Annotated in this window: 15 protein-coding genes and 1 other annotated feature; of the genes, 14 read left to right on the forward strand and 1 reads right to left on the reverse strand. The window is 40.7% G+C overall.

The features are described from left to right. Positions 1-67 precede the first annotated feature (67 nt). Entirely contained in the window at positions 68-799 is a 732-nt protein-coding gene (gene ymfI / locus BUF11_RS09775) for an elongation factor P 5-aminopentanone reductase (RefSeq protein WP_073588648.1), read from the reverse strand. An 89-nt stretch (positions 800-888) separates the two neighbouring features. Between ymfI and BUF11_RS09780 the strand changes: the two genes are divergently transcribed. From BUF11_RS09780 to yfbR, 14 genes are all read left to right on the forward strand, one after another. Then, positions 889-1,998 (forward strand): hypothetical protein, encoded by a 1,110-nt coding sequence (locus tag BUF11_RS09780; protein WP_084558579.1) that lies wholly within the window; start codon positions 889-891, stop codon positions 1,996-1,998. 107 nt (positions 1,999-2,105) lie between these two features. Beyond that, positions 2,106-2,353 (forward strand) — a binding site (T-box leader). 142 nt (positions 2,354-2,495) lie between these two features. Further along, entirely contained in the window at positions 2,496-3,884 is a 1,389-nt protein-coding gene (locus tag BUF11_RS09785) for a glycine--tRNA ligase (RefSeq protein WP_073588825.1), read from the forward strand. 175 nt (positions 3,885-4,059) lie between these two features. Beyond that, positions 4,060-4,935, forward strand: a complete 876-nt coding sequence (locus tag BUF11_RS09790) for a YitT family protein (protein ID WP_073588649.1) — start codon at positions 4,060-4,062, stop codon at positions 4,933-4,935. 197 nt (positions 4,936-5,132) lie between these two features. Further along, complete coding sequence (locus BUF11_RS09795) at positions 5,133-6,245, forward strand: ABC transporter ATP-binding protein (protein WP_073588650.1); 1,113 nt, start codon at positions 5,133-5,135, stop codon at positions 6,243-6,245. Between the two features lie 511 nt (positions 6,246-6,756). Continuing rightward, entirely contained in the window at positions 6,757-8,058 is a 1,302-nt protein-coding gene (locus tag BUF11_RS09800) for a zinc-ribbon domain-containing protein (RefSeq protein WP_073588651.1), read from the forward strand. 16 nt (positions 8,059-8,074) lie between these two features. Further along, a complete protein-coding gene (locus tag BUF11_RS09805) occupies positions 8,075-8,938 on the forward strand; it encodes a hypothetical protein (protein ID WP_073588652.1) in 864 nt (287 codons plus the stop codon). A 270-nt stretch (positions 8,939-9,208) separates the two neighbouring features. After that, entirely contained in the window at positions 9,209-10,297 is a 1,089-nt protein-coding gene (locus tag BUF11_RS09810) for a PucR family transcriptional regulator (protein WP_073588653.1), read from the forward strand. 145 nt (positions 10,298-10,442) lie between these two features. Next, positions 10,443-11,174 carry a cell division ATP-binding protein FtsE gene (ftsE, locus tag BUF11_RS09815; protein ID WP_073588654.1) on the forward strand — a complete coding sequence of 244 codons (732 nt, stop codon included), beginning with the start codon at positions 10,443-10,445 and terminating at the stop codon, positions 11,172-11,174. After that, positions 11,164-12,078, forward strand: coding sequence for a permease-like cell division protein FtsX (ftsX, locus tag BUF11_RS09820; RefSeq protein ID WP_073588655.1), 915 nt, complete (start codon positions 11,164-11,166; stop codon positions 12,076-12,078). The genes ftsE and ftsX overlap by 11 nt, the downstream gene beginning before the upstream one ends. A 34-nt stretch (positions 12,079-12,112) precedes the next feature. Beyond that, positions 12,113-13,441, forward strand: a complete 1,329-nt coding sequence (locus BUF11_RS09825) for a murein hydrolase activator EnvC family protein (RefSeq protein ID WP_084558580.1) — start codon at positions 12,113-12,115, stop codon at positions 13,439-13,441. 99 nt (positions 13,442-13,540) lie between these two features. Further along, entirely contained in the window at positions 13,541-14,800 is a 1,260-nt protein-coding gene (locus BUF11_RS09830) for a S41 family peptidase (protein WP_073588656.1), read from the forward strand. A gap of 275 nt (positions 14,801-15,075) precedes the next feature. Further along, on the forward strand, positions 15,076-17,067 hold the full coding sequence (gene uvrB, locus BUF11_RS09835) for an excinuclease ABC subunit UvrB (protein ID WP_073588657.1): 1,992 nt from the start codon (positions 15,076-15,078) through the stop codon (positions 17,065-17,067). Between the two features lie 64 nt (positions 17,068-17,131). Next, complete coding sequence (uvrA, locus tag BUF11_RS09840; protein WP_175562030.1) at positions 17,132-19,984, forward strand: excinuclease ABC subunit UvrA; 2,853 nt, start codon at positions 17,132-17,134, stop codon at positions 19,982-19,984. Continuing rightward, the gene (gene yfbR, locus BUF11_RS09845) at positions 19,985-20,608 is read left to right on the forward strand and encodes a 5'-deoxynucleotidase (RefSeq protein ID WP_073588659.1); all 624 of its coding nucleotides are present in this window, start codon (positions 19,985-19,987) and stop codon (positions 20,606-20,608) included. The last annotated feature ends 190 nt before the right edge of the window (positions 20,609-20,798 follow it).

A 20,798-nucleotide genomic window follows, 5' to 3' on the forward strand; every position in this document is an offset into this window, starting at 1 on the left:
ATGAGAAAGAGTCTGGCTTGCCAGACTCTGGTGCTGATGCGCCGTCACGCAGTGACAACTCCCCTCTCTAAATCCACGCTCCGTCCAGGGCAATCACCTGTCCGTTTAAATATTCATTTCCGCCGGCCAATTGCCAGGCAAGTTCGGCTACTTCTTCCGCTTTCCCTAAACGGTTAGCGGGAATTTCTTCTGTCAGGGCTTCCTTATCTGCATTGGATAAGAAGGAATTCATAGAAGTATCAATTGCACCGCAGGCAATGGCATTAACCTGTATGTTGCTTGGAGCAAGTTCCTTTGCCAGAGCTTTTGTAAAGGCATTTATTCCGCCTTTGGAAGCAGAATAGGCTACCTCACAGGAGGCTCCGCAGACACCCCACACGGAGGAAATGTTGACGATTTTGCCTGCTTTTATCCTTACCATATCCGGTACAGCCTGGCTGCAGCAGTTGTAAACAGAGGTGAGGTTGGAATTTATGACAGTATTCCAGGCAGTTATATCTGTTTCGGTAAACAGTCCTACATGAGAAATCCCGGCATTATTAACAAGTACATGAACCGGTCCAAGTGTTTTATTAATCAATTTGAAGAGTTCTTCCACGGCAGGGTAGCTTCCCATGTCTCCTACATAGGCAAGACAAGGCGAACCAATACTTTCAATCTCTGCTTTTGTACGAAGAAGTTCATTTTTACTATTTTTGCAGGTAATGGCAATGCGAAAACCTTCTCTGGCAAAACGCAGGGCAATAGCTTTTCCGATACCTCTGGAAGCGCCGGTTATCAATACGGTTTTGGAATTCATATAACCTCCTGAAATATTTCTTATCACTGCAGATTTGTATATAACACTTCTTTTCATTATATCGAAAAAACCTGTGGAATGCAAATTCTATGAAAGTCTTAAACATCAGAGCTTATCATATGTTTAAAGAAAGAGGGTATCAGACCAGAGGAATTTTTATGAAAGAAGTATTGACGGGCAGCAAAAGAAATTTAATGTTTCTGGTTCCGTTTCTTATTGTGCTGTTTTTCTTATTATTTCTTTTTGGCATGAAAAATTACCACCAAGGCAAAGATGTTCCCGCAATGGTAATGGGCGGAAGATATTATGCCGCTGCTGACTCGTATAACAGCGGCATAAGAACCCAAAGTGAAGATACAGAAACCTACTTTAGACCATCAAAGCTGCCGGTTCTAAATACCCGCTTTGACTTTCAATTTTTTAGAGATTACATGGATAAAAAGACATCGGAAATAGTACTGCCTTCCTCCCTTTTTAGCACACCAGAGGATACAATACTAAACTATTTCAGTATTCTGCGGGAAGCTGCTAACCTGGTAAAGGGAAAGGGGGCAGGCTGTGGGACTCTTGGTGATAGCGTCATACCCTATCCGGCAGCCTATAACTTCCTTACCAAATCTTATCAGGAGCGGCTGACCTATGAGCAGTACCTAAAAACCTTTGAAAATATCCTGCATATCAGTTTACTGAAATACCACAATGTACCTCTGTATGAGAACCGGGATAATATCCTGCGCTATTTTATAGAACTGGAAACCATAGAGGGTAACGAAAGGAACCAGGGGAGCTTCGCATATTATTATGGTTTTGCAGACCTGCAAAAAGAAAACGGGGAATATAAAATATCCAACCTGGAATTTCACGGAGAAGATTACCTGTGTGCACCTTACCATGGCTGGGCATATGATGCTGAAATGTCTGTGCAGGTACGGTATGGAGGCTGGTGTGATATGATTGAAAAAATGTACCCTACAAAGCAGGAAGGATATATAAAGAATATTTCGTTTAGGGGAAAGGATGGGAAAGATTATCTGATTGTGTTTTATCAGCTGACCAATGACACGGACATTGAGATTGCACAGTACCGAAGAGGGGAAACAGGAGAATGGGAGCTGATAAAGTTCAACCCGGAGGATTGCATAAAGGAGGAAAATTATATGAACTTTTATGAGGAAAAGATTTGGCTATGTGTGGATTAGCCTGTGCATTATGCGGTAATAAGGAATGTTCCGGCTGCAAGGAAGGGATGTTTACACATTAATCCCTTGCTTCTGCTGCAAAGCTGTGTTACAATACCACCAATACAAAAAAGGCTATGACAGGGAATAGTAGCTGTTACTTTGATTTCAGAGAGAAGATGGCTGGTGCGAATCTTTAGGAAAAGTACAGGGAAGGCGCCCTCAAGCTGTGGCTTGAACGGAATTCAAGTAGAGACCAACGGAAAATCCACCGTTATCAGGGGAAGCGGCATAAAGTGTATACTCGTGCCGTAACAAGAGTGCAGGTTATCCTGAATTTAGGTAGTACCACGGACAGATATTGTTCGCCCTAAGCAATTATAGATTGCTTAGGGCTTTTTTTGTGGGGAAGTTATGCGTCATAGCTTTTAGTTTTATAAAATGAAAAGTATTTTTCGCACACAAATTTGTCTCTGCGGCCCAAAGTTCGCAGGTACAGGAAAGGCATGGGTATTACAATGAAAGAATTTACTATGGAGGACTTAATGGCTTACTGCAGTCAGTACGGGTTTATATTCAGGGGAAGTGAGATATATGGAGGACTTGCGAATACCTGGGATTACGGCCCCTTGGGTACAAGACTTAAGAACAATATCAAGGATGCCTGGCGGTATTACTTTATACAGACCAGGGATAACAGCTATGAGCTGGATTCGGATATTTTGATGAATCCTACGGTGTGGGAAGCCAGCGGACATCTGGCAGGATTTTCAGACCCTCTTATTGACTGCAAAAGCTGCAAGACCAGGCACCGGGCGGATAATCTCATAAATGACTATACCGATGAGGCAAATGCTGACACCATGACCCAGGAGAAAATGCTTCGCTATATTAGAGAAAAGGAAATCCCATGCCCTAAGTGCGGTAAATCTGATTTTACAGATATCAGGCAGTTTAATCTGATGTTTGCCACCCGGAGGGGAGTGACAGAAGAAAGCGCATCCACCATTTATCTAAGGCCGGAAAACGCCCAGGGAGAGTATGTGAATTTCTTAAATGTTATGCGGAGCATGCGTACAAAGCTGCCCTTTGGTATCGGACAGATAGGAAAGGCTTTCCGGAATGAAATTACACCGGGTAATTTTACCTTCCGTACCATTGAGTTCGAGCAGATGGAATATCAGACTTTTTGCAAAAAGGGAGAAGATGAAGCCTTGTATGATTATTTTAAAAATTATGGAATTCAATTCTTTGAATTCTTAGGAATTAAGAGAGAGAATTTAAGACACCATGACCATGAGAAGCTTGCGCATTATGCCAAGGCGGCCTGCGATATCGAATATCTTTTTCCCTTTGGCTGGGGAGAGATAAACGGAACCCACAACAGGACGGATTTTGATCTTACAAGGCATCAGGAGTATTCCGGTAAGAGCCTTGAATACTTTGAGGAAGAGACGAAGGAAAAATATATTCCCTATATTATAGAGTCCACTTATGGTCTGGACAGAATCGTGCTTGCTTTGCTCTTTGAAACACTTATGGAAGAAGTAAAAGAAGGGGAGACCAGACAGGTATTGCGGCTGCCGGCTTTTCTGGCGCCAATCAAGATTAATGTACTCCCGCTTATAAAGAAGCGCCACACAGAAAAAGCCCTTGAAATTTATAACCACTTAAAAAGGAAATACATGGTTTCCTATGATGATGCCGGTAATATCGGAAAACGCTACCGGAGAGGGGATGTAATAGGAACACCTTATGCAATTACCATAGATGATGATACCCTGGAAAAGGAAACGGTAACAATAAGACAGAGGGATACCATGGAACAGATAAGACTGCCCTATGAAGAGCTGGAAAGTTATTTTAAAGAAAAATTTAATTTTGCAGCTGGCACTGTGCCGCTTTAGCAGACTGCCTTGTCTTTGAGGCGGGATTCTGATATACTATATTTTGGCTATTACGGATGTATTATCCATAGAGGCATATGGAATGTTTGGAAGATATCGTATAAAGAACAGGCAAAGGGCCAAAATAAAAGAAATAGAGTTCAGACAATAAACCCGTAGAAAAGGTGGATGTATCATGGAAGCACATCTTTATAAAAATAAATTTACTCATTATGTCCTTATTATAGTAGGAACTTTCTTAATGGCGGTATCGGTCAATGTAGTATATGAGCCGCTGCAAATGGTAACGGGAGGATTGTCCGGACTTGCTATTGTAATAAAGAAGGTGACAGGTGTGTTTGTCGAAGGCGGAATACCGCTCTGGCTGACAAATCTGATGTTAAATATACCATTGTTTATTACCGCCATTATCGTCCGCGGAAAGACCTTTGTAAAACATGCGCTGTTCGCGGAAGTAAGCTTTACCATTGCACTTGCGCTGGTACCTACAAGCTTTAATTTTATAGGACAGGATTATCTTCTGGCAGCAGTTTTTGGCGGAGTTATCGGCGGAGTAGGAATCGGCCTTGTGTTTGCTGCTAATGCATCTACGGGAGGTACGGATTTACTGGCAATGATAATCCATAAATTCAAGCCCTATTATTCCGTACCGAGGATTTTGACAGTGGTAGACGGCATCGTGGTAATGGTAGGTATTATCAGCTTTGGTATCACGAAGGCTCTTTACGCTATAATAGCCGTATATATTACCACGAAAATATCCGACAGTATTCTGGAAGGACTTAAATTTGCCAAGATGGCGTACATCATATCGGATGAATATGAACGGATAGCAGAGAAGATTATGGCGGAACTTGACAGGGGTGTAACAGGCATCTCAGCAACGGGTATGTATTCCAATCGGGATAAAAAAATGCTTTTTTGCGTGGTATCAAAAAAGGAAATCGTTGAAATAAAAGAATTGGTGGCAGAAGTTGATCCCAAAGCCTTCATTATTGTAAGTGATGCCAGAGAAGTTATGGGAGAAGGTTTTAGAGAATATAGACAGTAAATTTATCAGCCAATCAGTGAAAAATCGGTAAAAATACTTATTTTCGTGACGAATATACAAAGTATACAAAACCCTAAAAATTAATTTGTGGAATTGGGATATGGTGTTAGCTGTGCTAATAGTGTATAGTTAGACATATAGTAATAGTACAAGACAGAGCACATGATGACATAAAATTTTAGGGAGGAATTTATAAAATGGCAAGCTTATCTTTAAAAAACATTAACAAAACATATCCTAATGGTTTTGTAGCTGTTAAAGATTTTAATCTGGAAATTGCTGATAGGGAATTCATCATCTTCGTAGGACCTTCAGGTTGCGGTAAATCTACAACATTACGTATGATCGCCGGTTTGGAAGAAATTACTGGCGGTGAATTATGGATCAATGATAAAATAGTGAATGATGTTGAACCCAAGGACAGAGATATTGCGATGGTTTTCCAGAACTATGCTTTGTATCCTCACATGTCTGTTTATGACAATATGGCATTTGGTCTTAAGTTAAGAAAGACTCCGAAGGATCAGATTGATAAATTAGTTCGTGAGGCTGCCAGAACTCTTGATATTGAACATTTATTAGACCGTAAGCCGAAGGCTTTATCCGGTGGACAGAGACAGCGTGTTGCTATGGGTCGTGCTATCGTTCGTAATCCTAAGGTATTCCTTATGGATGAGCCTTTATCCAACCTGGATGCCAAGCTAAGAGTACAGATGCGTATTGAGATTTCTAAATTACATCAGAGATTGCAGACAACCATTATCTATGTAACACATGACCAGACAGAAGCTATGACACTGGGAACAAGAATCGTAGTTATGAAAGATGGTATCATTCAGCAGGTGGATTCTCCTCAGAATCTGTATAACATGCCGAATAACTTATTCGTAGCAACTTTCATTGGTTCTCCTCAGATGAACGTTATTGAATCTACCGTTGTAAAGAGTGGAAACACCGTTGCTTTACAGTTCGGTACACATTCTATTAAATTACCGGAAGCAAAGGGTAAGAAAATCCTTGATGGCGGATATGAGAATAAGACAGTTATGTTAGGTATTCGTCCTGAAGATGTAAAAGATGAAGAAATGTTCATCAGCAGTTCACCTGACAGCGTTGTAAATGCAACGGTAAGAGTATATGAATTATTAGGTGCTGAAGTTTACCTGTATTTCTCAGTAGACCAGTTTGATGTAACTGCAAGAGTAAATCCTCGTACAACTGCAAGACCTGGCGATACAATTAAAGTGGCATTTGATTTAACAAAGGTTCATGTATTTGATAAGGAAACAGAGCAGGTTATTACACACTAATTTAAATAAAAAATTATATGTGATTATAATAAACAGAGAGCGCAGGGAGCGGCTCTCTGTTTTTTGTGGGATTGGCACAAAGCCAGTGTGAAAAATGAAAATCATTTTTCAAATTTCTTATTAGGGCAGTATCGCAGGCGGGCCTGTGATATGCATGGGAATTAGTGCGAAAAATAAAAAGCATTTTTCACTTTCTATTTAGGCAGTTTCGCAAGTAAACTTGCGAAATGCATGGGAATTAGTGTGAAATAAAAAACATTTCACACCCTGATTTGAGGCAATAAATCATCTGCAAGCAGATGGTTTATACCATGGGAGCTAGCATGAAATTACATAAATCAAACAAAAATGATAATATGTTACAGAACATATTGATTATCCTGGAAAAATTATGTATCATATATTAATGTATGAGAACTAATCTAAAAAAGTTTGTCATAAAAGAGCGGCAAAAGAGATTATATGGTATTAGTTTTGATGCAAAATATAATAGGGTAAAAGGAGTACTTGAATGTATTGTGAACAGTGCGGAACAAAAAATGCAGACGGAGCAAAATTCTGCGAAGCCTGCGGAGCAAAGATGGAAATGCCATTACCAAAGCAGGGCCCGGTAGAAGTAAAACCAGTAGAAGTTAAACCGGCAGAAGTAAAACCAGTAGAAGTTAAAACTATACAAGCTCCTGCTAAGCCACCCATGAAGACATGGAAAAAAGTAATGATTGCTGCTGTAGTAGGAATAGCTATTCTGCTTTTTGCCGGTTTTAAGATGGGGCAATCTTACTATAGTCCGGAAAAAGTAACTGAACGTTATATGAAGAGTATTCAGAAAGAGGATTGGAAACAGGCATTTTCTTATCTGGACCTTGAAAAAACTAATTTTATCAATGCGGAAAGCTTCAAAGAAGCCATGGACAATGAATTGGACTATAGCAAAATTAAGAATTTTACAGTAGCGCAAAATGCGATGAATATTGGTGGAGCGGATAGAAAAATCAATGGTCTTGCAAAGGCTATGACAGTTTATTATATTGCAGACGGCTCCTCAGGGCAGCAGGAGATGACAATTAACCTGATAAAGGTTGGTAAAAAGGAATTTTATATTTTTGATAAATGGGAAGTATCGCCGGAAACATTACTGGTTTCGGATTACTCCATTGAAGTACCAAGCGGTATGAAAGTATCAGTAGATGGTCAGAAGGTATCTGCGGACAGCCTGGAATCAACAGAAGATGGGATTGACCGTTACAATGTTAAGAGTATTTTAAGAGGAAAGCATACGATAGAGGTAACTTCTCCTTATACAGAAGATGTGAAAGAAGAAATATATCCTGAAAATGATACTACTTATGATTATATGCTTTCAGAGATTACCTTAAAACAGGATGTCATAGACGGTCTGGTAAAGCAGGCTGAAGATGATTATATTGCAATTTACAAGGCAGCATTAGAAGGCAAAGGATTTGATGAAGTAAAAGGATTATTCTCTTCCGACCAAGATGTACAAAGTGAGTATCAGGGAGCATATGAGAGTCTGGTTGAGATGATGAAGAACGACGATGGAACGGGCATTACCAATCTAACACTTCGTGATTTCAGCGGGGGCGCGGAATATATTTCAGGTTACAGTATCTCACCCCAGACTATCAGCATGAATGTAACCTTTGATTACGAGTATACCAGTAAGGATTGGTGGACGGGAGACCTTGAGGAACGCAGTGATTCTACGGGAGACAGCTATGATGTTACCTATCAGCTGGAAGGGGATAAATGGGTAATCTCTTATATTTATCTTAATTCAATCTACTATTATTAGAAGGAGAATACATAACATGGGAAAATTTTGCGTAAATTGCGGTAAGGAATTAGAAGACGGTGAAGTATGTAATTGTCAGGGGGAGCAAACGGTAGAAGTGCAAAGCAGTACAGAAGCAGAGAAACCGCCTGTTGCAGCAGCACAAGAAACATTTCAGGAAGTAAAAAATGCCGGAGCAGCTGCTGGAGCAGCATCCAGTGTTTACTTGAAGAAACTTTTTGATACGATTCTTAAAATAATAAAGAAACCTGATGCTGAGTTAAGCAGCTTTATGGCAGAAGGGAATGTAAACATAGCATTAGGAATAATTGCTCTTGAAGGCATATTGTATGGATTGTATCTCTTAGTACTGTTTCAAAAAGTCAATAAAGTAATCAGTACTCTGATGGGCGGAATAATGGGATCCATTGGAAGTATCTTTGGAGGAAGTGACCTGTCTATAGGATATAAATTTCCTCTTGGTAAGATCTTTGTTGTATCCCTCATATTGGGAGTCGCACTTAATGCCATATTAGCCGGAATAGTATTGCTTTTGCACAACCTACTGTTAAAACAGCAGGTTACATATAAGAATATGCTGTGTACAGTATCCGGAAAAAGTGTTGCTATGATTGTAGTAACTGTGGTGGCTATTGTTGTAGGATTTATAAGTCCGACATATGGTTTGGTATGTTATGCGGCAGGAGCCATTTTAAGCTATTTGTATTTTTATATAGCTGTAAAAGCCTCTGTATCCAATGCCGATAAGCGTGTTTACATAGTTTTTCTTTCACTGGTCCTTATGATAGTTGTAAGTCTGATTATGTATAAGCTATGCTATAAACTCTATCTTCCGGAGGGAATTACATCTTCTCTTGGCGGATTAGGCGGTTTATATTAAGTAAAAAATTTATTCGGGCAGTATTTTAACAACTTTTTGTTGATTAAGATACTGCCCGAATTTTATGAATGGGTATTTGCTGTCCCTTATCTATGAATCCGGAAATATAATTCGATTAATAAACTATATATAAAACAGTGGGAATTAATATTATTGTACTAAAAATATTATTAAATTTGTGTAAATTTAGTTTACTTTCTACGAAATCAATGCTAAAATAGTGGGTATAAAATTTGAATTTTGAGAACAAAATGAAAAAGGAGTGACAATATGATATCAAATCAGATCCTGCAAAGTACCATAGAAGGCCTAAAGGGCATTACCAGGATTGACCTTTGTGTAATGGACACAGAAGGAAAGACATTAGCGACTACTATTAATAATGCAGATGATTATGAAAATGCAGTGCTCAATTTTGTGGATTCCCCCGCTGACAGTCAGGTGCTTCAAGGCTATCAATTTTTTAAGGTGTTTGACGAACATCAGTTAGAATATGTAATATTAGCAAAGGGTGACAGTGATGATGTATACATGGTAGGAAAGATTGCTTCCTTCCAGATACAAAATCTTTTAGTGGCTTATAAGGAAAGATATGATAAGGATAACTTTATCAAGAATCTTTTACTTGATAACCTGTTACTGGTTGACATTTATAACAGAGCTAAAAAACTGCATATTGAGACAGATGTCAGAAGAGTTGTTTTTATTATTGAGACAAAGAACGAGAAGGATATTAATGCCCTTGAAACTGTAAGAAGTCTTTTCTCGGGTAAGACCAAGGATTTCATCACTGCCGTAGATGAAAAGAATATTATTCTTGTAAAAGAGCTAAAGCCTACTGAAAACTATGACGATATGAATAAGACGGCAAAAATCATACTGGACATGCTCAATACAGAAGCTATGACCAAGGTGCATGTGGCATTTGGTACCATAATAAATGAGATTAAAGATGTTTCAAGATCCTATAAGGAAGCTAAGATGGCATTGGATGTCGGCAAGATTTTCTATAGCGACAGAAATGTAATGGCATACAGCAATCTTGGTATCGGACGTTTGATTTATCAGCTGCCCATGCCTTTGTGCAAAATGTTCATTAAAGAAATCTTTGACGGGAAATCTCCGGATGAATTTGATGAAGAGACATTAACCACTATCAATAAGTTTTTTGAGAACAATCTTAACGTTTCGGAGACCTCCAGACAGCTGTATATTCACAGAAATACACTGGTTTACCGTCTGGATAAACTTCAAAAGAGCACCAATCTGGACTTAAGAGTTTTTGAAGATGCTATTACTTTTAAGATTGCCCTGATGGTTGTGAAATATATGAAATATATGGAGACACTGGAATACTAGGGAAAAGCTTAAGATATCATATTGTTGTGATAAGAGGGTCCGGGCTTTCTCTTGTTAGCCCGCCCTCTTTTGTTTTATAATTTATAGGAAACTTCTTGAATTTTCTATAAATTATAAAGAGCAGGTCAGAAAGGTATAAGGCAGAATGAATTACAACAGAAACAAAGAAATAGAAGAGGCGGATGCACCGGTTATTGTCTTTGAACGGGTGTCAAAAACGTACCAGAAGGGAACACCTGCCATAAATAATATCAGCTTTCAGATTCGAAAAGGTGAATTTGTATTTATTGTCGGCAGCAGTGGTTCGGGAAAGTCAACTCTGATTAAGCTTATTTTAAAAGAAATTGAACCCACAAACGGAAAGATTTATGTGAATTTCAAGGACCTGACAAGGATGAGGCACAGACAGGTTGCCAAGTACAGAAGGGGAATCGGTGTTGTATTCCAGAATTTCCGCTTGTTAAAGGACCGAAATGTATATGAGAATGTGGCATTTGCCCAAAGAGTAATTGAGGTACCGGGAAGTACTATCAGAAGGCAGGTTCCATTTATGCTTTCTCTTATGGGATTACTGGATAAACAGAAATCCCTTCCTACAGAACTGTCAGGAGGAGAACAGCAAAGGGTGGCTTTGGCAAGGGCATTGGTGAATAATCCGGTCATTTTACTGGCAGATGAGCCTACCGGCAATCTGGACCCGAAGAATTCCTGGGAAATTATGAAGCTGTTAGAGGATATCAACAAACGGGGAACTACTGTCGTTGTGGTAACACATAACAAGGAAATCGTTGATAAAATGCAAAAGAGGGTGATTACCATGAATAAAGGTATATTAATCAGTGATGAGCAAAGAGGTGGATATTCCCATGCGTATTAGTACAATAGGTTACAGCATGAAACAGGGTTTTAAGAATATCCGCAGAAACAGAATGTTTTCTGCTGCTTCCATAGGAACCATTGCTGCTTGTTTGTTTCTCTTCGGTATTTTTTATTTCGTAGTAGCAAATTTTCAGTATATGGTTAAGACAGCCGAAACTTCTGTGGGAGTAACGGTTTTTTTTGACAAAGGAATCGGCCAGGAACAGATTGATAAAATCGGGGAGGAGATTAAGACCAGAGCCGAAGTTGCTTCTGTTACATTCGTTTCCGCTGAACAAACCTGGGAAAACTATAAAGAGAAATATCTAAACAAAGAACTTGCTGAAAGTTTTGGAGATGATAACCCTTTAAAGGATTCAGCTTCCTATTCTGTCAGGTTAAATGATGTTTCCATGCAAAAATCCCTGGTAACTTACATAGAAAGGCTCGATGGTGTAAGGCAGGTAAACCATTCCGATACCATTGCCAATACCTTTAAGAGCTTTAACGCCCTCGTAGGGTATATTTCGGGAGCAATTATCATTATTCTTTTTGCCGTAGCGATATTCCTGATTAATACCACAGTCACTATGGGTATTGCTGTAAGGAAAGAAGAAATAGCGATTATGAAATTAATCGGAGCAAAGGATTCTTTTATCCGTGCGCCGTTTATAGTAGAAGGAGTGATAATCGGCATTTTAGGCTCGGTTATTCCTCTCGGACTTTTGTACTTTATGTACAACAGATTGATAGATTATATTTCAGGAAAATATAATAATATTTTCCGAAGTTTTCGTTTCATTGAACTTAATGGTATATTTAAGACACTGGTTCCGATGTGCCTGATTTTGGGAGTTGGAATTGGCTTCTTTGGCAGTTATCTGACAGTGAGAAGGCAGCTTAAGTTAAAAGAAGGCAAATAGGAACAGGATTTGTGAGGTAAGGGAAGAGGTGCGGATGAAAAAGAAGCAAAGTACAATGGTTCAGAACCATCCTTTCAGTATGAAGGAATTTTTATGTAAAAAAGGTAAGTTATTTGCAGTGTTTTTTCTGATTCTGGTTTTTGCTACTCAGAGTATTTTAAGTTATGCAGGAGAAATCGAGAAGGCAAAAGAAGGTAAGACAACACTGGAGAAAAAAAAGGAAGAAACAGAATCGAAAATTAAGGAATTAGAAAAAGGAAAAAATGATATACTTAACTATATCGAAAAGCTGGATATGGAGTTAAATGATCTGACAACAGAAGTAGAAAAACTTGAGGGTAAGATAAAAAAAGCGAATAGTAATTTAAAGGTGACAAAGGAAGAATTACAAACAGCAAAGGAAAAAGAAAAAGATCAGTATTCCATTATGAAAAGCCGGATTAAGTATATGTATGAAAATGGGGATACAGGGGTATTGGAGATACTTTTACAGTCCGATAATTTTTCCGATATGCTTAACCAAATGGAATATATGGAGAAAATCACGGAATATGACAACGGACTTCTGGAGGAATATAAACACCTGAAAGAGGAAGTAACAAAGAAAGAAAAGGAGCAAAAGGCACAGCTTGAGGAACTTAACAGCCTTAAGGATGAGAAAACCTACGAGCAGGGTACGATACAAAACCTGGTAAAACAGAAAGGTGCAGAAGTTGTCAAATATACAAGCAGTATAAAAGAAAGCCAGGCATTATCAGAACAGTACAGCCAGAAGATTGAAGACCAGGAGGCTGCGATTGAACAGCTCTTAGAAGCGGAAAGAAAGAGAATAGAGGCAGAGGAAAAAAGAAAAAGAGAAGAAGAGGAACGAAGGAGAAAAGAAGAGGAAGAAAAGAGAAAGCAGGAAGAATCACAGAATTCAGGTACAGAAGAAACTCCCGAAGAGAATAATTCTTCCGGAGTTTCCGCAGAGGGCTTTATCTGGCCGGTTCCTGCAAGCAGCAGAATAACCTCCGGTTTTGGGTACCGCAGCCAGCCTACGGAAGGAGCGAGTACATACCATAAGGGAATAGATATCGGAGCACCCAGCGGTACGAAAATTGTAGCTGCAGCTGGAGGTACAGTGGCAGTTGCTGCTTATAGTGTTTCCTGCGGAAATTATATTATGATTTATCATGGCAATAGTACGTATACCACCTATATGCACTGTTCCAAGCTTCTGGTGTCAAAGGGAGATGAGGTAAGCCAGGGACAGGAGATTGGTTTGGTAGGTTCTACAGGAATCTCTACAGGACCGCATCTGCATTTTGCCGTTACAGTTAACGATGAATATAAGAATCCGCTGAATTATGTCAGCTATTAGTGTGCTAATAGCACAAGGCAGCGGCGCAGCCGCATAATGGCCAGATAATAGATTAGGGGCAGCCTGGTACTGACTGACCCGGAAAAGAGGTTAAAAACGATGAAGAATAAGTTTCTGAACGGATTTTTATCCGGATTAGCGGCAACATTTGTTATCGTAGCAATTGTTGTTGCAGTCTTTGTGAATAATGTGAATAATGTGAATGAAAACCTCACAAGAGAAAACTCAAATGTAAAAACAGAAAATGCCAGTGCTGCAAAAACGGAAGCTACAGACCAGGAAATCATGAATAAGCTTAATAAGCTGGAAGGTCTGATAGATAAGTACTACATGGAAGATGTGGATAAAAACACAATGGCAGAAGGAATATATAAAGGGCTGCTGGAAAGTCTGAAGGACCCATATTCCGTATACTACACAAAGGATGAGTATGCTGCTTTAATGGAATCTTCCAGCGGTGTTTATTATGGCATTGGTGCAACGGTATCATCTAATGTAAAGACAGGGGTCCTTTCCATCGTGAAGCCATTTGTGGGCGGTCCTGCCTACGAAGCAGGTATTTTGCCCGGAGATGTTTTGTATAAGGTAAATGGAGAAGAAGTAACCGGTAAGGATATTTCAGAGGTGGTAGGTAAGATTAAAGGGAAAGAGGGAACAACGGTAAAGGTTACCATTATCCGTGAAGGAAAATCAAAACCCATTGATTTTACTATAACAAGAAAGAAAGTTGAAGTTCCCACCATTGAATATGAGATGTTAGAGGGTAAGATCGGTTATATTGCTGTTTCTGAATTTGATGAAATAACTGCCGAGCAGTTCCGTGCTGCTGTTAATGACCTTGAAAAACAGGGAGAAAAGGGGCTTGTTATTGATATCAGAAATAATCCCGGCGGACTTCTTGATACCGTCGTAGATATGTTAAAACGCATGCTTCCTAAGGGAATGATAGTTTATACCGAAGACAAATACGGCAACCGTGATGAATACAAATGCGACGGTAAGGAAGAGTTTACGAAACCTCTGGCTGTTCTTATCAACGGGAACAGTGCCAGCGCTTCCGAGATCTTTGCCGGTGCCATTCAGGACTATAAGATCGGAACAATTGTAGGTACCACAAGCTTTGGAAAGGGCATTGTACAATCCATCCTGCCATTAAGTGACGGAACTGCCATCAAGGTAACTGTTTCCAAATATTATACACCAAAGGGAAGAAATATCCATAAGATAGGAATTGCACCGGATGTAACCGTTGAACTAAAAGAGTCACTCCGCCAGAAGGTAGTAATTGAGAAGAGTGAAGATAATCAGCTTCAAAAGGCCCTTGAAATTTTGAATAAGAAGATAAAAGCAGCTAAGTAAGTTATGAGGCAGACAGCAGGTATCGAAAAGTTACTGTAAAAAGTGACAAGAAAACCGATATCAGCTGTCTGCTTTTCTATATACAGGAACAGAACAGACATTCGAAAAATATTGCATTCAAAATTCAGATATGATATAATGACTTGAAATTATTTGATAGATGGAATAACCTATGTCATTATGGAATTCCCGGTGATAAAGGCGGGTTATATAGCCCATAATGATTAAAGTATAGAAGGATAAAGTATGACAGACCAGTCAGAAAGGATAGGAACATGAGTGATTTTAAGCTAGTATCGGAATTTGCGCCCACAGGGGACCAGCCGGAAGCAATAGAACAGCTTGTAAAAGGTTTTAAAGAAGGTAACCAGTTTGAAACCCTGCTCGGCGTAACCGGGTCCGGTAAGACTTTTACTATGGCAAATGTAATTCAGGCCTTGAACCGTCCTACTCTGATAATTGCCCATAATAAGACTCTGGCAGCACAGCTTTATGGTGAATTCAAGGAGTTTTTCCCGGAGAATTCCGTTGAATATTTTGTAAGCTACTACGATTATTACCAGCCGGAGGCATATGTCCCCTCTACGGATACTTATATCGAAAAGGATTCTGCCATTAATGATGAGATTGATAAGCTAAGGCACTCTGCTACGGCAGCGCTCTCAGAGAGAAGAGATGTTATTATTGTAGCCAGCGTCTCCTGTATTTACGGTTTGGGAGACCCCATTGATTATCAGGAAATGGTTATTTCCCTGCGCCCCGGCATGGTAAGGGAACGGGATGAAATATTAAGAAAGCTGGTGGACTTACAGTACACCAGAAACAACATGGATTTTAAGCGCGGAACCTTCCGTGTAAATGGGGATGTAGTAGAGATATTCCCGGTTACATCCGATGACAGGGCAATTCGTGTGGAGTTCTTTGGAGATGAGATAGACCGCATTTCAGAGATCGATGTCCTTACCGGAGAAATAAAATGTACGTTGGAACATATTGCAATCTTTCCTGCCTCTCACTATGTGGTATCCCAGGAGAAGTTAGAGGCAGCTATTAAGACCATAGAGGAAGAGGCGGAAGAAAGAGTACGCTATTTTAAGAGCGAGGACAAGCTTTTAGAGGCGCAGAGAATTGCAGAAAGAACAAACTTTGACATTGAGATGCTAAGAGAGACCGGTTTTTGCTCCGGTATTGAGAATTATTCCAGGCATCTTTCAGGACAGGCACCCGGCAGTACTCCCCATACACTGATGGACTATTTTCCGGAGGATTATTTAATTATTGTCGATGAGTCCCATATTACCATACCGCAGGTACGGGGTATGTATGCGGGCGATCAGGCAAGAAAAAGCACTTTGGTAGACTTTGGCTTCCGCCTGCCTTCTGCCAAGGATAACAGACCTTTAAATTTCGGGGAATTTGAGAATAAGATTAACCAGATGCTCTTTGTTTCCGCCACCCCATCTGTTTACGAGCATGAGCACGAGCTTTTGCGTGCAGAACAGATTATAAGGCCCACCGGTTTATTGGACCCGGAGGTTATGGTGCGGCCCGTTAACGGACAAATTGATGACCTGATCGGAGAGGTAAATAAAGAGACAGCCAATAAGAACAAGATACTGGTAACGACGCTGACCAAGCGGATGGCAGAGGATTTGACCGATTATATGCGGGAAGTAGGCATCCGGGTAAAATATCTCCATTCGGATATTGATACCCTGGAGCGTTCGGAGATAATCCGTGACATGCGTATGGATGTTTTTGATGTCTTGGTGGGAATCAACCTGTTAAGAGAGGGACTTGATATACCGGAGATTACCCTGGTCGCCATACTGGATGCAGATAAGGAAGGATTCCTGCGTTCGGAGACATCCCTGATTCAGACCATCGGGCGTGCAGCCCGTAACTCGGAAGGACGGGTAATCATGTATGCGGATAACATAACGGAATCCATGCATAGGGCAATATCAGAAACCAACCGAAGAAGAGTAATCCAGCAGAGCTATAATGAAGAGCATGGGATCACCCCCACGACTATCCAGAAGAAGATAAGGGAGTTGATCCGAATCTCCAAGAAGGCGGATAAGGACTTCTATAAGATGGATAAGGATCCGGAATCCATGTCCAGAAAAGAGCTGGAGACTGTAGTAAAGAAGGTTTCAAAGGATATGCGGACCGCTGCTGCAGAGCTTAATTTTGAATTGGCAGCTCAGCTTAGGGATCATTTGCTGGAATTAAAGAAACAGCTAAATGAAATGGAAGCGGATTAAAAAAGAGGCCGAAGACAAAGCACAGAAGGACATTAAAGAGTAAATATCCAGAAGAGAGGTAATAATGGCTAATAAGAAACATTATATTAAAATCAGGGGAGCCAAGGAACATAACTTAAAAAATATCAGTGTTAACATTCCCAGAGATGAATTTGTCGTACTGACGGGACTTAGCGGCTCCGGCAAATCCTCTCTGGCCTTTGATACCATATATGCAGAAGGGCAGAGACGGTACATGGAATCTCTCTCCTCCTATGCAAGGCAATTCTTAGGACAGATGGAAAAGCCAAATGTAGAGAGCATTGAAGGGCTTTCACCTGCCATTTCCATAGACCAGAAATCCACTAACCGGAATCCACGTTCTACCGTGGGAACAGTAACGGAGATTTATGATTATTTCCGGTTATTATATGCCAGAGTGGGAATCCCCCATTGCCCGAAGTGCGGGAAGGAAATCAAAAAGCAGACCGTAGACCAGATGGTGGATGAAATCATGCGCCTGAAGGAAGGAAGCAGAATACAGCTTCTGGCACCGGTAATAAGAGGAAGAAAGGGAGAACATGTAAAGCTTCTGGAACAGGCGAAAAAGAGCGGTTATATCCGTGTAATGGTGGACGGGCATCTTTATGAACTGACGGAAGAAATCAAGCTGGATAAGAATATTAAGCATAACATTGAAATAATTGTAGACCGTCTGATCGTTAAGAAGGGAATTGAAAAAAGGCTTTCCGATTCTATCGAGAGCGTACTTAAGCTTTCCGAGGGACTTTTAATAGTAGATGTGGGAGAGGAAGAAACTCTAAGCTTCAGCCAGAATTTTGCCTGCCCTGATTGTAATATCAGCATTGAAGAAATCGAGCCAAGAAGCTTTTCTTTTAACAATCCCTTTGGAGCCTGCCCGGAATGCCATGGTCTTGGGAACAAGATGGAATTCGCAGAGGAGCTTCTCCTTCCCGACGGTTCCTTAAGCCTTGCAGAAGGAGCTATTGCAGCACCTGGATGGCAGTCGGCAACGGATAAGTCAAGCTACACAAGGTGTACGCTGGAGGCTCTGGCAAAGGAATACAAATTTAGTTTGAACACTCCCTACGATGACTTGCCGGATGATATCAAGCATGTGATGATGCACGGAACCGGCGGCAGAGTCGTTAAGGTTAGATATAAAGGGCAAAGGGGCGAGGGAATTTATGACGTCGCCTTTGAAGGTTTAATTAGGAATGTGGAAAGACGCTACCGGGAAACAGGCTCTGAGAGTACCAGGCAGGAGTATGAAACCTATATGAAAACCACTCCCTGCAAAGAGTGTGGCGGCAAGAGGCTTAAAAAAGGAGCCCTGGCAGTTACCATCGGAGATAAGAATATTTCAGAGGTCACCGATTATTCTATCAGAGACCTAAGTGCTTTCATGAATAATCTGGAATTGACACCGACACAGCTTAAAATCGGTGAACTGGTGTTAAAGGAAATTAAAGCAAGAGTAGGCTTCTTAATTAATGTGGGATTAGATTATCTGTCTTTATCCAGAGCTACCGGAACCTTATCCGGAGGAGAAGCACAGAGAATCCGCCTTGCTACCCAGATTGGCTCCGGCCTGGTGGGAGTTGCCTATATATTGGATGAACCCAGCATCGGCCTTCATCAGAGGGACAATGATAAACTGCTAAAGACCTTAAAGAATCTGAAAGACTTAGGCAATACACTGATAGTAGTCGAACATGATGAAGATACCATGTTTGCTGCGGATTATATTATAGATATCGGACCCGGAGCAGGAGAACACGGAGGAGAAGTTATTGCCGAAGGAACAGCCGAGGAGATTATGAGGGTGGAGGAATCCATAACAGGAGCATATCTTAGCGGCAGAATTAAGATTCCGGTACCGCAGGAAAGAAGAAAGCCTACCGGCTTTCTGACAATCAAGGGTGCCAGGGAGAATAACCTTAAGAATGTCACAGTAGATATTCCTCTTGGTGTAATGACTTGTGTAACCGGTGTATCCGGTTCCGGTAAAAGCTCACTGATTACTGAGATTCTTCATAAGAGGCTTGCCAGAGACTTAAACAGGGCCCGCTGTATTCCAGGAAAACATGAAGCAATGCTTGGGATAGAGAAATTGGATAAGGTTATTAACATAGACCAGTCTCCCATTGGAAGGACACCAAGATCCAACCCTGCCACTTATACCGGTGTATTTGACCAGATAAGAGATTTATTTGCGGCCACTGCCGATGCGAAAATGAAAGGCTACTCAAAGGGACGGTTCAGTTTCAATGTGAAGGGCGGACGCTGTGAAGCCTGCTCTGGAGATGGTATCATCAAAATTGAGATGAATTTCCTGCCGGATGTTTACGTACCCTGCGAAGTATGCGGCGGTAAGCGTTACAACCGTGAAACCCTTGAAGTACGTTATAAGGGTAAGAATATTTATGATGTTCTTGACATGACGGTAGAGGAAGCCATGAAGTACTTTGAGAACATGCCTTCCATTCGGAGGAAGATAGAAACCCTTTATGATGTAGGACTTTCTTATATCCGTCTCGGACAGCCTTCCACCACGTTATCCGGCGGCGAGGCACAAAGAATCAAGCTGGCAACAGAGCTTAGCAAACGCAGTACCGGAAAGACCATCTATATCCTGGATGAGCCTACCACAGGACTTCATTTTGCTGATGTTCATAAGCTTATTGAGATACTAAGAAGACTGTCGGAGGGTGGAAACTCTGTGGTTGTTATTGAGCATAATCTGGATGTTATTAAGACAGCCGATTACATCATTGACATGGGACCGGAAGGAGGAGACAAGGGAGGTACTGTTATTGCCAAGGGAACTCCGGAAGAGGTGGCTGAGATGACTAATTCCTATACCGGTTATTATATCAAGAAAATGCTGGAAGAGCATAAAGAGGCGGTGGTATAAATGGAAAGTAATTTCTATGCCATGTTATCCAGAATGAAATATATCGAACGCTGGTCATTGATGCGTAATTCCAGACCTGAGAATGTTTCAGAGCATACCCTTGAGGTAAGTATCCTTGCCCACGCTCTGGCTGTAATAGGGAACAAAAGGCTGAAAAAGAACTTAAACGGAGAGAAAGCTGCTTTGATAGCACTTTTTCATGATTCTACTGAGATTATCACAGGCGATATGCCAACGCCTATTAAGTACTATAACGGGAACATACAGGGAGCTTTTAAGGAAATTGAGGAAGAGGCGGCAAAAAGGCTCCTTCATATGCTGCCGGGAGATTTAAAAGAGGAGTATGAACCGCTCTTTTTCCCGAAGGAAGAAGAGAAGTATCTTTGGAAGTTAGTAAAGGCTGCCGATAAGCTTTCCGCCCTGATAAAATGTATTCAGGAGGAAAAGGCCGGTAACACGGAATTTGCCAATGCAAAGGACAGCCTTACAGGAGCCATAACGGAGCTTCACATAGAAGAAGCAGATATCTTTATGGAGGAGTTCCTGCCTTCTTACTACAAGAATCTGGATGAGCTGACAAAGATTAAACAGACAGTTATAGGAAGGGTAGCAACGGATATGTAATGTTGTATATTCGGTGCGGCATCCAATCAATAGTGGATGGTTTGAAAAATGCCATGCATTTTTCAAATTCTTATTTGAACAGTATCGCAGCTTGCCAGAAATCTGCTGGCAAGCTTGCGATACGCATGGAGATTAGTGACTTCGGATAAATGAATGGGGTGGGACTTAGCAGGTCCTGCCCTATATCTAT

The sequence above is a fragment of the Anaerocolumna xylanovorans DSM 12503 genome, assembly GCF_900143645.1.
GTDB classification, from domain to species: Bacteria; Bacillota; Clostridia; order Lachnospirales; family Lachnospiraceae; genus Anaerocolumna; species Anaerocolumna xylanovorans.

Excerpts from the sequence above, each read along its gene's own strand:
- ymfI (WP_073588648.1), bottom strand. The coding sequence starts at position 799 with ATGAATTCCAAAACCGTATTGATAACCGGCGCTTCCAGAGGTATCGGA.
- BUF11_RS09780 (WP_084558579.1), top strand. The coding sequence starts at position 889 with ATGAAAGTCTTAAACATCAGAGCTTATCATATGTTTAAAGAAAGAGGG.
- BUF11_RS09785 (WP_073588825.1), top strand. The coding sequence starts at position 2,496 with ATGAAAGAATTTACTATGGAGGACTTAATGGCTTACTGCAGTCAGTAC.
- BUF11_RS09790 (WP_073588649.1), top strand. The coding sequence starts at position 4,060 with ATGGAAGCACATCTTTATAAAAATAAATTTACTCATTATGTCCTTATT.
- BUF11_RS09795 (WP_073588650.1), top strand. The coding sequence starts at position 5,133 with ATGGCAAGCTTATCTTTAAAAAACATTAACAAAACATATCCTAATGGT.
- BUF11_RS09800 (WP_073588651.1), top strand. The coding sequence starts at position 6,757 with ATGTATTGTGAACAGTGCGGAACAAAAAATGCAGACGGAGCAAAATTC.
- BUF11_RS09805 (WP_073588652.1), top strand. The coding sequence starts at position 8,075 with ATGGGAAAATTTTGCGTAAATTGCGGTAAGGAATTAGAAGACGGTGAA.
- BUF11_RS09810 (WP_073588653.1), top strand. The coding sequence starts at position 9,209 with ATGATATCAAATCAGATCCTGCAAAGTACCATAGAAGGCCTAAAGGGC.
- ftsE (WP_073588654.1), top strand. The coding sequence starts at position 10,443 with ATGAATTACAACAGAAACAAAGAAATAGAAGAGGCGGATGCACCGGTT.
- ftsX (WP_073588655.1), top strand. The coding sequence starts at position 11,164 with ATGCGTATTAGTACAATAGGTTACAGCATGAAACAGGGTTTTAAGAAT.
- BUF11_RS09825 (WP_084558580.1), top strand. The coding sequence starts at position 12,113 with ATGAAAAAGAAGCAAAGTACAATGGTTCAGAACCATCCTTTCAGTATG.
- BUF11_RS09830 (WP_073588656.1), top strand. The coding sequence starts at position 13,541 with ATGAAGAATAAGTTTCTGAACGGATTTTTATCCGGATTAGCGGCAACA.
- uvrB (WP_073588657.1), top strand. The coding sequence starts at position 15,076 with ATGAGTGATTTTAAGCTAGTATCGGAATTTGCGCCCACAGGGGACCAG.
- uvrA (WP_175562030.1), top strand. The coding sequence starts at position 17,132 with ATGGCTAATAAGAAACATTATATTAAAATCAGGGGAGCCAAGGAACAT.
- yfbR (WP_073588659.1), top strand. The coding sequence starts at position 19,985 with ATGGAAAGTAATTTCTATGCCATGTTATCCAGAATGAAATATATCGAA.